Origin of the sequence: Rhizobium ecuadorense (genome assembly GCF_001187535.1) — a bacterium.
Lineage (GTDB): Bacteria > Pseudomonadota > Alphaproteobacteria > Rhizobiales > Rhizobiaceae > Rhizobium > Rhizobium ecuadorense.
In genome coordinates this window covers 1-12485 of the sequence record NZ_LFIO01001375.1, presented here as the reverse complement: position 1 = coordinate 12485, position 12485 = coordinate 1, and the positions used below count along the sequence as shown (strand labels likewise).

The window sequence follows — 12485 nt, the reverse complement described above, 5'->3', positions numbered from 1 at the left end:
GTTTGCTGTTCAGCCTGCGAGCGCCGGTGCCTATCGGTCCAGCCAGGCCTCGATGCCGCGCGCCGCGGCGCGGCCGGTCGCAAGGCAGGCGGTGAGGAGGTAGCCGCCGGTCGGCGCTTCCCAGTCGAGCATCTCGCCGGCAACGAAGGTGCCCGGCAGTGCCTTCAACATGAAGCCGTCGTCGATGCCGCTCCAGCGGATGCCGCCGGCCGAGGAAATGGCCTCGGCAATCGGCCTCGTATCGAGAAGCGGGACCGGCAGGGCCTTGATCATGCCGGCGAGGCGTCCGGGCTCGGTTCGGTCGCGCTCGGGAGCGAGTTCCCGCAGCAACGCCGCCTTGACGCCGTCGAGGCCGGCGCCCTTGCGCAGGCGGTTCGAGAAGCTCGATTTGGCGTCCTGCCGTGTAAGATCGCGGGTCAGCCGTTCGACCGTGCGGCCAGGGGCGAGGTCGAGCGTCAGGGCAGCGCTGCCGCGGTCCAGCAGCCGGTCGCGGAGGCTCGCCGCATGAGCGTAGACCAGGCTGCCCTCTATGCCGTTTGCGGTGATGACGAATTCGCCGGGAAAGGTGCCGGCTTCGGAGGTGGCGGTGACCGATTTTACCGGCTCGCCGGCGAAACGTTCGCGAAAGCTTTCGCTCCAGCCGACGACGAAGCCGCAATTGGCTGGCTGGAAGGCGTCGATCTCGACACCCTTCTCCAGTAACCAGGGCAGCCAGCTTGCATCGGAGCCGAGACGCGGCCAGCTTGCGCCGCCGAGCGCCAGCAGGGCGGCGTCGCAATGGACGATGCTGCGCCCTTCCGGCGTTTCGAAAACATAGCCCTGATCGGCAAATCCAACCCAGCGGTGGCGGGTGCGGAGCGTGGTGCCCTGCGCCTCCAATCTTCTGAGCCAGGCGCGCAGCAAGGGAGAGGCTTTCATCACCGTCGGGAAAACCCGGCCGGACGAACCGACGAAGGTCTCTGTCCCGAGCCCTGCCGCCCAATCCCTGATATCGCTAGGGGTAAAGGCATCGAGAGCCGGCCGTAGCCGGGCAGAGGCGGCGCCGAAGCGCGTGGCGAAACGGGCATAATCCTCGGAATGGGTGATGTTCAGACCCGATTTGCCGGCCAGCAGAAATTTGCGGGCGAAAGTCGGCATGGCGTCGTAAACCGTCACCGCATGGCCGGAGAGCGAAAGCAGTTCGGCGGCCGCCAGGCCCGCCGGGCCGCCGCCGATGATGGCAATTCGCTTCTGACTCATGGATGTCTTTGCCCGATTCTTTCTGATGCCGTTTTGGCGCGGCTACGCCTTGCCTGCAAGGGCGGGATCAGTGATGCGCATGCGTGCATTGGCCGTGGTCGGCGAGCACCTCGATGACGCGGCATTGGTCGACGCGGCCGTGGCCGCAGCCTTCCACCATGGTTTCCAGCTCGGCCTTCAAAGCCATCAGACTGCGGATGCGCTGCTCGACTTCGATGAGACGGGCCTTGGCGATGGCGTCGGCCGAGGCGCAGGATTGGTGCGGATCGTCCTGCAGGGTCAGCAGCGTGCGGATCGCCTCGATCTCGAAGCCAAGTTCGCGGGCATGGCGGATGAAGGCGAGGCGGCTGATATCGGCGGGTTCGAAGGAGCGCTGGTTGCCTTCGCTGCGGCTCGGTGCCGCGAGCAGGCAGATGCTCTCGTAATAGCGCACCGTCGGCACTTTGACCCCGCTCCGGCGCGCCGCTTCACCGATCGTGATCTTTTTCATGATTTTTCCTCTTGCACCTCTAGTCGCTAGAGGATGTAGGAGGGATGCTTCTGTTTGACAAGGAAGCGGATCATGGCTGAGACGAGCGAGACACGATACCGGGTCGGCGGCATGGATTGCGCTGCCTGCGCGAGCAAGATCGATACGGCGGTCAGGCGCGTGGCAGGGGTCGCCGATGTTTCCGTCTCGGTGATGGCGGGCACGATGACCGTCCGGCATGACGGCAGCAGCGACCTCAAGGCGATCGAGAAGAGAGTGACGGGGCTCGGTTATTCGGTATGGCCCTTTGCCGGAAGCGCGGCGCCGGCGCAGGACCACGGCGCGCACGATCATCGCCACCACGACCATGGCGACCACGATCACGATCATGATGGCCATGATCAGCCCGGCCATGACCATGATCATGGCGAGAAGGAAATCGAAGGCCTGCATGGCCACGATCATGGGCCGATGACCGGTCCCTGGTGGCAGAGCAGGAAGGGCCGGCTGACCATCCTCTCGGGTGCGGCGCTGATTGCCGCCTATGCCGTGGGCCATCTCATACCTGCGATCGGGTCCTATGCCTTCATCGTCGCCATGCTCATCGGTCTGGTGCCGATCGCGCGGCGCGCTGTCATGGCGGCGTTCTCAGGCACGCCGTTTTCGATCGAAATGCTGATGACGATCGCCGCCGTCGGCGCCGTCATCATCAATGCGGGGGAGGAGGCGGCCACTGTCGTGTTCCTGTTCCTCGTCGGCGAGCTGCTGGAGGGTGTCGCGGCCGGCAAGGCGCGCGAAAGCATCCAGTCGCTGACGGCCTTGGTGCCGAAGAACGCGCTGCTGGAAGACAATGGCCAGACGCGGGAGGTGCCGGCGGAAAGCCTCGCCGTCGGCGCGATCATCATGGTGCGTCCGGGCGATCGCATCTCGGCTGATGGCATCATCGTCTCGGGCGAGAGCGCGATCGACGAGGCGCCGGTGACCGGCGAGAGCACGCCGGTGCGCAAGGGCGTCGATGCCGTCGTCTTTGCCGGAACGGTGAATGGCGATGCGGTGCTCCGGGTTCGCGTCACGGCGGCGGCTGCCGACAATACCATCGCCCGAGTCGTCAAGCTGGTGGAGGAGGCGCAGGAATCGAAGGCGCCGACCGAACGCTTCATCGACCGCTTCTCGCGTTATTACACGCCCGGCGTCGTGGTGGTCGCAGCATTGGTCGCGGTCGTTCCGCCGCTATTCCTCGCTGGGGCGTGGGACGAATGGATCTACAAGGGCCTTGCCATCCTGCTGATCGGCTGCCCCTGCGCGCTTGTCATCTCGACGCCGGCGGCGATCGCCGCCTCGCTTTCAGCAGGCGCCCGGCGCGGACTGCTGATGAAGGGCGGCGCGGTGTTGGAAACGCTCGGCAAGGTGACGATGGTCGCCTTCGATAAGACAGGCACGCTGACGGAAGGCAAGCCTCAAGTGACTGATATCGTTTCCTTCGGATTGAGTGAGGCGCAGATCTTGTCGCGCGCGGCAGTGCTGGAGCAGGGCTCCAGCCACCCCTTGGCGCTGGCGATCCTCAAACGCGCCAAGGCTGGCGGCGTCCCCGTGCCGCCGGCTTTCGAACTGGAAGCGCTGCCGGGCAAGGGGGTCAGCGGCAAAGTCGGCGGCGAGACGCTCGATCTGCTGTCGCCGTCCGCTGCCCGCGAGCGCGGGGCCCTCGACGGCGACAAGGATGCACGCATCACTGTTCTGAATGACGAGGGCAAGAGCGTATCGGTGCTGCTCGTCAATGGTGTTGCGGCCGGCCTGATCGCCATGCGTGACGAGCCGCGCGAGGATGCGCAGGCCGGGCTCACCGCCCTGAAATCGGCCGGCGTCAAGGCAATGATGCTGACGGGCGACAACAACCGGACGGCGGCAGCCGTTGCCGGCATGCTCGGCATCGACTGGCGCGGCGAGATGATGCCGGAGGACAAGCAACGGGTCGTCGGCGAATTGAAGCGCCAGGGTTTCATCGTCGCCAAGGTCGGCGACGGCATCAACGACGCTCCGGCGCTGGCCGCCGCCGATATTGGCATCGCTATGGGCGGTGGCACCGATGTGGCGCTGGAAACGGCGGATGCCGCCGTGCTGCACGGGCGCGTCGGCGATGTGGCACGAATGATCGAGCTGTCCAAACGCACGATGCGCAACATCCTGCAGAATATCACCATCGCGCTCGGGCTGAAGGCGGTGTTCCTGGTGACGACGATCATGGGGATCACCGGGCTCTGGCCGGCGATTCTCGCCGATACCGGCGCCACCGTGCTGGTGACGATCAATGCACTTAGGCTGCTTCGGATAAAGGGACAGTGACGATTCGGGGGACGGTTCGGGCCTGACCAGGAAACAAAAATCTGAGGGCCGGCTACGGGTCGGTCCTCTTCATCCGGCCCTTCTCCACAGCCTGTTTTCTTTAAGCCTTCGTTATCCATAATTTTCACAGGAACGCAGCGATTTCAAACCTGTCGTAACGCAAGGCGCAAACCATCCGTTGACACAAATTTTGATTGGCATACTATATCTAGTGTTCAAGGTTCCTTCGATTCGTCAGGATCGCGGGCTAAGACGGGAATACGGTGCGTTTCGCCATGACGGCGCAACAAGGCCGGAGCTGCCCCCGCAACTGTAAGCGGCGAGCAACTGTCCGATTTCAGGTCACTGAGGCATGATTCCTCGGGAAGGCTGGGGCAGGGTGCTTCGACCCGCAAGCCAGGAGACCTGCCTTGAACGAGATGTCCACGGGCGGGGTGTCCGGAAGGTCGCGTGCATGACAGCGGAATGATCCGCGCCTGCTGCGCTGCCCCGAACGTCCGCATGAGCACTTCGGGGTTGAATTCATGTCCAGAATATCAAGGCCGCCGCCCGCGCAAATCCCGAAAGGGATCGTCTCAGGCGTCTAAAGCGCCGTCTTTGCCAGATCACCATCAAACGTTGCCCCGGACGCCGCAAGGCGACCGATCGAAGTATTGCGTCCTGAATTCTTTGACATCACGAGGAACATGATGAGCGTTACCGTCTACAGCAAACCCGCCTGCGTCCAATGCACCGCCACCTATCGCGCCCTCGACCGCCTGGGCGTCGATTACGACGTCGTCGATATCTCCGAGGACGCCGAGGCGCTCGATCGTGTGCGCGGCATGGGCTATATGCAGGTTCCCGTCGTCGTTGCCGGCGAGCAGCATTGGGCGGGGTTCCGTCCGGATATGATCAGCGCGCTCTCCTGACCGAGGAAAGGCGATGGGCCTGATCGTCTATTATTCCAGCCGATCCGAGAATACCCATCGCTTCGTCGCCAAGCTCGGACTGCGCGCGGCGCGCATTCCCTCAAGCGGCGCAGAGGCGTTCCATATCCGCGAACCCTTCGTGCTTGTCGTGCCGACCTATAGCGGCGCCGGCGGCCCAGGGATCGTAAAGGGGGCCGTTCCCAAGCAGGTGATCCGTTTCTTGAACGATGCGGAGAATCGAGGACGCATCCGGGGCGTGATTGCCGCGGGCAACAGCAATTTCGGCGAGACATATGGGCTCGCCGGCGACGTGATCTCGCAGAAATGCCAGGTGCCTTACCTCTACAGGTTCGAGCTCATCGGCACGGAGGAGGATGTCGCCAACGTCAAACGCGGAATGGAACGGTTTTGGACACGGGAACAACTCTGACGCGGGATGCGGGCGCAAAACCGCATAACACTTTTGCTCATCCCGCCGGCGAACGCCCTTTGAAAGCGGCGGAGACGCTCGACTATCACGCGCTGAACGCGATGCTGAACCTCTATAACGACGAGGGCAGGATCCAGCTCGACAAGGACCGCATGGCGGCGAAGCAGTATTTCCTGCAGCATGTGAACCAGAACACCGTGTTCTTTCACAATCTCCGGGAAAAGCTCGATTACCTCGTCACCGAGGGCTATTACGAGCAGGAGGTTCTCGATCAATATTCGTTCAATTTCGTCCGCGACCTGTTCGATCAGGCCTATGCCAGGAAATTCCGTTTCCCGACCTTCCTCGGCGCCTTCAAATATTACACCAGCTATACGCTGAAGACCTTCGACGGGAAGCGCTATCTCGAGCGCTACGAGGACCGCATCTGCATGGTGGCGCTGACCCTGGCGCGCGGCGACGAGGCCCTTGCCCGCGACATGGTCGACGAGATCATTTCCGGCCGTTTTCAGCCGGCGACGCCGACCTTCCTCAATGCCGGCAAGCAACAGCGCGGCGAACTCGTCTCCTGCTTCCTGCTGCGGGTCGAGGACAATATGGAATCGATCGGTCGGTCGATCAATTCGGCGCTGCAATTGTCGAAACGTGGCGGTGGCGTCGCGCTGTCTCTCACCAACATCCGCGAGGCCGGTGCGCCGATCAAGCAGATCGAGAACCAGTCGTCGGGCATCATCCCCGTCATGAAACTGCTCGAAGACAGCTTCTCCTATGCCAACCAGCTCGGTGCCCGCCAGGGGGCGGGCGCCGTCTATCTCAATGCCCATCACCCTGACATCATGCGTTTCCTCGACACCAAGCGCGAAAATGCCGACGAGAAGATCCGCATCAAGACGCTGTCGCTCGGCGTCGTCGTGCCCGACATCACCTTCGAACTCGCGAAAAACAATGAGGACATGTATCTGTTCTCGCCCTATGACGTCGAGCGCGTCTATGGTGTGCCCTTCACCGAGATTTCGGTGACGGAAAAGTACCGGGAGATGGTGGCGGACGCCCGCATCTCGAAGAAGAAGATCAAAGCGCGTGAATTCTTCCAGGTGCTTGCCGAAATCCAGTTCGAGAGCGGCTATCCCTACATCATGTTCGAGGACACGGTGAACCGGGCAAACCCGGTTGCGGGTCGCATCTCCATGAGCAATCTCTGCTCGGAGATCTTGCAGGTGAGCGAGGCGAGCGACTACAATGACGACCTCTCCTACAAGCATCTCGGCAAGGATATTTCCTGCAATCTCGGCTCGCTGAATATCGCCGCGGCCATGGATTCCACCGATTTCGGCAGGACGATCGAGACCTCGATCCGGGCGCTGACGGCGGTCTCCGACATGAGCCACATCGCCTCGGTTCCGTCGATCGAGAAGGGCAATGACGACAGCCATGCGATCGGCCTCGGCCAGATGAACCTGCACGGTTATCTCGCCCGCGAACGCATCTTCTATGGCTCGGAGGAAGGCGTCGATTTCACCAATATCTATTTCTATACGGTGACCTATCACGCGATCCGCGCCTCGAACCTGCTGGCAGTCGAACGAGGCCAACGCTTCAAGGGCTTCGAAAATTCGAAATATGCCTCCGGTGACTATTTCGACAAATATACCGAACAGGAATGGAAGCCGGCGACCGAGAAGGTGCAGGCGCTGTTCGACAATGCCGGCATTCCTATTCCGACGCAGGAAGACTGGGCGGCGCTGAAGAAGGCCGTCATGGCCTCCGGCCTCTATAATCAGAACCTGCAGGCGGTGCCGCCGACGGGCTCGATCTCCTACATCAACCACTCGACCTCCTCGATCCATCCGATCGTCTCGAAGATCGAGATCCGCAAGGAAGGCAAGATCGGCCGCGTCTACTATCCGGCGCCGTTCATGACCAACGACAATCTCGATTATTATCAGGACGCCTATGAGATCGGCGCAGAGAAGATCATCGATACCTATGCGGCGGCGACCCAGCATGTCGATCAGGGCCTGTCGCTGACTCTGTTCTTCCGCGACACGGCAACGACGCGCGATATCAACAAGGCGCAGATTTACGCCTGGAGGAAGGGCATCAAGACGATCTACTACATCCGCCTTCGCCAGATGGCGCTGTCCGGCACCGAGGTGCAGGGCTGCGTGTCTTGTACGCTGTGATTTGAATTCGCTCCGGATCAGCAAGATGCCCCTCACCCTAACCCTCTCCCCGTTTTGACGGGGGGAGGGGACGTGCCCTGCGAGAGGCTTGTGGGGAACGGGGGGCTTGCGGCATACCCCCTTCGCCCCGCGCGCGGGGAGAAGGTGCCGGCAGGCGGATGAGGGGCAAATCGCACATATTCCTCAAAAGGGACCACCTAATGAACATGCAATTGAAACCCGTCTCCCGCGTGCGCGCCATCAACTGGAACCGCATCGAGGACGATAAGGATCTCGAAGTCTGGAACCGGCTGACCGGCAATTTCTGGCTGCCTGAGAAAGTGCCGCTGTCCAACGACATTCCTTCCTGGGCGACGCTGACGCCGGCCGAGCAGCAGTTGACCATCCGCGTCTTCACCGGGCTGACGCTGCTCGATACGATCCAGAATGGCGTCGGCTCCATCAGGCTGATGGAGGATGCGGCAACGCCGCATGAGGAGGCGGTGCTTTCCAACATCTCCTTCATGGAGGCGGTGCATGCGCGCTCCTATTCCTCGATCTTCTCGACGCTGTGCTCGACGCCCGACGTCGACGATGCCTATCGCTGGTCTGAAGAAAACGAGTTCCTGCAGCGCAAATCGGTGCTGATCATGGAGCAGTATGGTTCCGGCGATCCCTTGAAGAAGAAGGTTGCCAGCGTCTTCCTCGAAAGCTTCCTGTTCTATTCCGGCTTCTATCTGCCGATGTACTGGTCAAGCCGGGCAAAGCTGACCAACACGGCCGACATGATCCGGCTGATCATCCGCGACGAGGCGGTGCACGGCTATTATATCGGCTTCAAGTTCCAACGCGGGCTGGAGCGGCTTTCCGAGGAGAGGCGGCAGGAGATCAAGGATTTCGCCTTCGACCTGCTGCTCGAACTCTACGACAATGAGGCCAGATATACCGAGGCGCTCTATGACGGCGTCGGGCTGACCGAGGACGTCAAGAAATTCCTGCATTACAACGCCAACAAGGCGCTGATGAACCTCGGCTACGAGGCGCTTTTCCCGGCCGAGGCCTGCAAGGTCAATCCGGCGATCCTATCGGCGCTTTCGCCGAATGCCGACGAGAACCATGACTTCTTCTCCGGCTCCGGCTCGTCCTATGTCATCGGCAAGGCCGTGGCGACCGAGGACGAGGATTGGGATTTCTGAGGTTTAATCGATACCTCCCCTTATCATTTGCTTTCCCATCGACCACATTCAGCGGGAAAATTGAGTTCGGCACTTGCCAGTGAAGTGGCGTAGCGGGAGTTTTAGATGTCGTCTTTTTTGAACAAGGTCGGGACCTCAGTCGAGGCGGACGAAGGCGTCTGGCCGATTCGCCGGAGACGGATTCTCGACTGGCTGGTGAACGAGACGCGGGGCGAGCGTTTCATCGACAATATCCTGGTGGACATGTGTGGGAAGCTGCTGGCGGCCGGCGTGCCGGTGGCGCGGGCGACGCTGCATTTCAGGGTGAACCACCCGCAATGGGTCGGTGCCCGCATTCTTTGGAAGGAGGGACTGGCGGAGGCGAAGATCGATACATTCGCCTATGGCGTCGAAAACACGCCGGAGTTCCTGACCAGTCCGGTCAACGCGATCCATCAGGGTGCGGTGGAGGTGCGCAGGCAGCTGGAAGGCGCAGCCGACGGCGACTTGGATTCATTCTATCAGGACCTGCGCGACGACGGTTTGACCGAGTATATCGCCTGGCCCGTCGAACACACCTTGGGCAAACGCCATGTCGCTACATTTTCCACCAACCGGCCGGGCGGCTTCGAGCGCGAACATGTCGATTTCCTGCGCGATCTCCTGCCAGCGCTAACGCTTGTCAGCGAAATCCGGCTGAAAAACATCATGGCGCGCACGTTGCTGCAGACCTATGTCGGGCCGCATGCGAGCGAGCAGATCCTGTCGGGTGTGACGACGCGCGGCAGCGGCGCCACTGTCGGAGCGGCAATCATGATCTGCGACCTACGCGATTTTACGGCGATCTCCGATCTCTGGCCGCGCGACGATGTCATCCATCTGCTCAACGATTATTTCGACGCGATGTCGGATCCGATCGAACGCTACGGCGGCGAAATCCTGAAGTTCATGGGCGACGGATTGCTGGCGATCTTCCCGCTGAGCAAGGACACGGCCTGCCTCGATCTGCTGCAGGCGATCCGTGAGGGGCAGGCGTCGATGACTGAATTGAACGAGGAGCATGTGCGCATGGGGCGCGATCCGCTGCGCTACGGCGTCGGCGTGCATGTCGGCGACGTCATGTACGGCAATATCGGCTCGCGCCGGCGGCTGGATTTCACCGTCATCGGCCCGGCGGTCAATGTCGCCTCGCGGCTGGAAAGCCTGACCAAGGAGGTCAAGCGTCCGGTGCTCCTGTCGCGGGCCTTCGTCGAAATGGCGGGCTGCGCGAAAGACATGGACAGCCTTGGCACCTTCCCGCTGCGCGGGCTCGGCGAGCCTGTCGATGTCTTCGCTTTCCCGGAGGGGTAGGCTCAGACGCCGCGTTTGTTTCCCCACAGCAGCACGTGCAACTGCGGCAGCACGCGCGGGGCAAACCATCCATCAACGGTCACTTTCTCGACGAGCCAGTGCATCCGGTCCATCACGCCGTCGATATCGATGCGGGCGTCGTCGTCATCGGGCGGCGGCGGCGTATGGTTGCCCGGCTGAAGGTACAAGGGAACATAGGGGTAGCGCCGGCCCGCCTGTTGGGCGAAGGCGTAGTCGTCATCGTCGAAGACGACGATTTTCAAGGCGATCTCGGGACCGCCGGCGGCGAGCCGGAGACAATTGTCGACCTCTTCCCAATCCGTCAGCATTCCGCTTGACGGCGGCTTAGGGCTCAAGACCAGCATGTCGAGATCGCGAAACCAGTTGCGAGCGACGCTTCCCTGGGTTTCCAGCGCGAATCGGTAGCCTTGGGAATGGCCGAATTCGATCAGTGGCCCTAGGGGCTGTATCGCCGGATTGCCTCCGGAAAGCGAAACCGTCATCGGCCTGCCTCCGGAGAGCTTGGTGACCTCCTGCCAGATCGCCTCGGTGGACATGGGAATCCATTGATTGCGGAAGGCGCCGTCGACGGCGTGAAGGCTGTCGCACCAGGAGCAGCGATAGTCACAGCCGCCTGTCCGGACGAACACCGTCGGCAGGCCGATCAAAGCGCCTTCGCCCTGGATGGTCGGGCCAAAGATCTCGCTGACGCGAATGGTCTCTCCGCTCATGGCCGGTACTCCGCCCAGGTCTTTGGCGTCTCGCTGACGCGGACCGACGAGGTCTCGGGGAAGTGCTCTCTGCACCAGTCGTAAAAGTGCTTGGCGAGGAATTCGGAGGTGACTTTCGAGTGGCCGAAGACCTCGTTCAGATGGCGATGATCGAGGGTTTCGTCGATATAGCGCTTGAGCGGCGAAAGGTCGTTATAGTCGCGAACGAAGCCGTCATCGTTCAGGCTTTCGGCGGAGAGTTCGACGACCACGATATAGTTATGGCCGTGAAGCCTGGCGCATTGATGCTCGGCCGGCAGATGATCCAGCTGGTGCGAAGCGGAGAGATGGAACTCCTTGGTGATGCGGTACATCAACGCACCTCCGCCGCGGAATATTGCGACACGGCCGCTTTCCAGAAATCCCGGTCTTCATAGTCCGTCGGATCGGAAATACCGGCGAGATGGAAAGCCTCGCGGCGTTCGACGCAAGTTCCGCAGCGCCCGCAATGCAGCCTGCCGCCCTTGTAGCATGACCAGGTCTCGGCAAACGGCGTCGCATACTTTTCGCCGTCCGCGACGATCGCCGCCTTGGGGACATCGACATAGGGCGCAAGCAATCGGACGCTGGCATAACCGTCCAGCGCTTCGTTCTGCATGCGCTGAAAGGCGTCGATGAAGCCCGGGCGGCAGTCGGGGTAGATGAAGTGGTCGCCGCCATGCACGGCGACGGCAACGGCATCGGCCTTTTGCGCGGCGGCCAGGCCGAATGCAATCGCCAGCATGATGGCATTGCGGTTCGGCACCACGGTGGCCTTCATGGTCTCCTCGGCGTAGTGGCCGTCGGGAACCTCGACATTATCGGTCAGCGCCGATCCGCTGAGATGGCCGCCGATGGCGGCGATGTCGATGATATGATGGGGTACGGCAAGGCGTGCGGCGCACCGGGCGGCGAAGTCGAGTTCCTTGCGATGGCGCTGGCCGTAGTCGAAGGAGACGAGGCCGATCAGTTGTTGTTCCGCTGCCATTTTGTGGGCAAGCGAAACGGAGTCGAGTCCGCCAGAGCAGACGACGATAGTCTTCATATTTTGGATTCCCTTGTTTTGACCGGGTGGGCTGCGACCGGATTACGGCGTGCTTCTAGGCGAAATCCCGCGCGATGCAAACAGTTTTAAGATGTCAGCCTTGAAAGTTGTTCGTTTTCACCGATCGCCAAATCTAATTGCGGCGGCGACAGGGCGCGCAGGTCCTCAGCGTCAGCATTGTTGATGGCGCTGAAGCAGCATGCGTCCCCGATCCTCGTCGGCCACCGTCGCCTCCTCTTGCATCGTGTCGACTTTCGGCGGTTGTTGTCGAGGTGTAGAAATATACAAGTAATTCAATATGATGATGGAATAGCCATATTTTTCTCGGGAGTCGAGAAAGGACTTGACGACCGGTAGCTTATAACGTTTTAAATTAGCAACCGCGCGGAGGAGCGCGGCCGTATGTCGACCGCCGCAACGGCGGAAAACATCGGGCGGCAGGGAGGGCCCGCCGCCGATTTTCAAATGGGAGGAATTTCATGCGCAAGTTTTTGAGCTCGGCGGCAATTGCCGTCGTGATGATGGCTGGCCTCGGTGCAGCGCAGGCCGCCGACGTGAAAGAAGTGCAGATGCTGCACTGGTGGACGTCGGGCGGCGAGGCGGCGGCTTTGAACG

12 protein-coding genes, 1 pseudogene and 1 riboswitch are annotated in these 12485 nt (G+C 61.6%); of the genes and pseudogenes, 7 read left to right on the top strand and 6 right to left on the bottom strand.

Annotated elements, in window-relative coordinates; translation table 11 throughout:
* Positions 1-30 precede the first annotated feature (30 nt).
* Both AF337_RS29575 and AF337_RS29570 read right to left on the bottom strand, forming a co-directional pair.
* On the bottom strand, positions 31-1239 hold the full coding sequence (locus AF337_RS29575) for a TIGR03862 family flavoprotein (RefSeq protein ID WP_049734973.1): 1209 nt from the start codon (positions 1237-1239) through the stop codon (positions 31-33).
* Between the two features lie 67 nt (positions 1240-1306).
* Positions 1307-1729, bottom strand: a complete 423-nt coding sequence (locus tag AF337_RS29570) for a MerR family transcriptional regulator (protein ID WP_049734972.1) — start codon at positions 1727-1729, stop codon at positions 1307-1309.
* Positions 1730-1801: 72 nt separating this feature from the next.
* On the opposite strand from AF337_RS29570, the gene AF337_RS29565 reads away from it, so the two are divergent.
* From AF337_RS29565 to AF337_RS29540, 6 genes are all read left to right on the top strand, one after another.
* On the top strand, positions 1802-4048 hold the full coding sequence (locus AF337_RS29565) for a heavy metal translocating P-type ATPase (protein ID WP_049734971.1): 2247 nt from the start codon (positions 1802-1804) through the stop codon (positions 4046-4048).
* Between the two features lie 201 nt (positions 4049-4249).
* A riboswitch (cobalamin riboswitch) is annotated at positions 4250-4475 on the top strand.
* Positions 4476-4737: 262 nt separating this feature from the next.
* Positions 4738-4959 (top strand): glutaredoxin-like protein NrdH, encoded by a 222-nt coding sequence (nrdH, locus tag AF337_RS29560; protein WP_049734970.1) that lies wholly within the window; start codon positions 4738-4740, stop codon positions 4957-4959.
* Positions 4960-4972: 13 nt separating this feature from the next.
* A complete protein-coding gene (gene nrdI, locus AF337_RS29555; RefSeq protein ID WP_049734969.1) occupies positions 4973-5389 on the top strand; it encodes a class Ib ribonucleoside-diphosphate reductase assembly flavoprotein NrdI in 417 nt (138 codons plus the stop codon).
* Positions 5368-7572: a class 1b ribonucleoside-diphosphate reductase subunit alpha gene (gene nrdE, locus AF337_RS29550; RefSeq protein ID WP_049734968.1), complete on the top strand. Its 2205-nt coding sequence runs from the start codon at positions 5368-5370 to the stop codon at positions 7570-7572. The genes nrdI and nrdE overlap by 22 nt, the downstream gene beginning before the upstream one ends.
* A gap of 200 nt (positions 7573-7772) precedes the next feature.
* Positions 7773-8747: a class 1b ribonucleoside-diphosphate reductase subunit beta gene (gene nrdF / locus AF337_RS29545; RefSeq protein ID WP_049734967.1), complete on the top strand. Its 975-nt coding sequence runs from the start codon at positions 7773-7775 to the stop codon at positions 8745-8747.
* 105 nt (positions 8748-8852) lie between these two features.
* On the top strand, positions 8853-10076 hold the full coding sequence (locus AF337_RS29540) for an adenylate/guanylate cyclase domain-containing protein (RefSeq protein WP_049734966.1): 1224 nt from the start codon (positions 8853-8855) through the stop codon (positions 10074-10076).
* Positions 10077-10078: 2 nt separating this feature from the next.
* Here AF337_RS29540 and queE read toward each other — a convergent pair whose 3' ends face one another.
* The 4 genes from queE to AF337_RS42730 all read right to left on the bottom strand — a co-directional run bounded on the left by queE (position 10079) and on the right by AF337_RS42730 (position 12335).
* Positions 10079-10807 carry a 7-carboxy-7-deazaguanine synthase QueE gene (gene queE, locus AF337_RS29535; RefSeq protein WP_049734965.1) on the bottom strand — a complete coding sequence of 243 codons (729 nt, stop codon included), beginning with the start codon at positions 10805-10807 and terminating at the stop codon, positions 10079-10081.
* Positions 10804-11160, bottom strand: a complete 357-nt coding sequence (queD, locus tag AF337_RS29530) for a 6-carboxytetrahydropterin synthase QueD (protein ID WP_049734964.1) — start codon at positions 11158-11160, stop codon at positions 10804-10806. Before queD ends, queE begins: the two co-directional genes overlap by 4 nt.
* Entirely contained in the window at positions 11160-11870 is a 711-nt protein-coding gene (gene queC / locus AF337_RS29525) for a 7-cyano-7-deazaguanine synthase QueC (protein ID WP_049734963.1), read from the bottom strand. Before queC ends, queD begins: the two co-directional genes overlap by 1 nt.
* Before the next feature lie 171 nt (positions 11871-12041).
* Positions 12042-12335: a hypothetical protein gene (locus tag AF337_RS42730; RefSeq protein ID WP_128146187.1), complete on the bottom strand. Its 294-nt coding sequence runs from the start codon at positions 12333-12335 to the stop codon at positions 12042-12044.
* A gap of 14 nt (positions 12336-12349) precedes the next feature.
* Between AF337_RS42730 and AF337_RS42725 the strand changes: the two are divergent.
* Positions 12350-12485 (top strand): annotated as a pseudogene (locus tag AF337_RS42725) (sugar ABC transporter substrate-binding protein); the annotation flags it as partial.

Coding starts and splice junctions, on each gene's coding strand:
- AF337_RS29575 (WP_049734973.1), bottom strand. CDS start 1,239: ATGAGTCAGAAGCGAATTGCCATCATCGGCGGCGGCCCGGCGGGCCTG.
- AF337_RS29570 (WP_049734972.1), bottom strand. CDS start 1,729: ATGAAAAAGATCACGATCGGTGAAGCGGCGCGCCGGAGCGGGGTCAAA.
- AF337_RS29565 (WP_049734971.1), top strand. CDS start 1,802: ATGGCTGAGACGAGCGAGACACGATACCGGGTCGGCGGCATGGATTGC.
- nrdH (WP_049734970.1), top strand. CDS start 4,738: ATGAGCGTTACCGTCTACAGCAAACCCGCCTGCGTCCAATGCACCGCC.
- nrdI (WP_049734969.1), top strand. CDS start 4,973: ATGGGCCTGATCGTCTATTATTCCAGCCGATCCGAGAATACCCATCGC.
- nrdF (WP_049734967.1), top strand. CDS start 7,773: ATGAACATGCAATTGAAACCCGTCTCCCGCGTGCGCGCCATCAACTGG.
- AF337_RS29540 (WP_049734966.1), top strand. CDS start 8,853: ATGTCGTCTTTTTTGAACAAGGTCGGGACCTCAGTCGAGGCGGACGAA.
- queE (WP_049734965.1), bottom strand. CDS start 10,807: ATGAGCGGAGAGACCATTCGCGTCAGCGAGATCTTTGGCCCGACCATC.
- queD (WP_049734964.1), bottom strand. CDS start 11,160: ATGTACCGCATCACCAAGGAGTTCCATCTCTCCGCTTCGCACCAGCTG.
- queC (WP_049734963.1), bottom strand. CDS start 11,870: ATGAAGACTATCGTCGTCTGCTCTGGCGGACTCGACTCCGTTTCGCTT.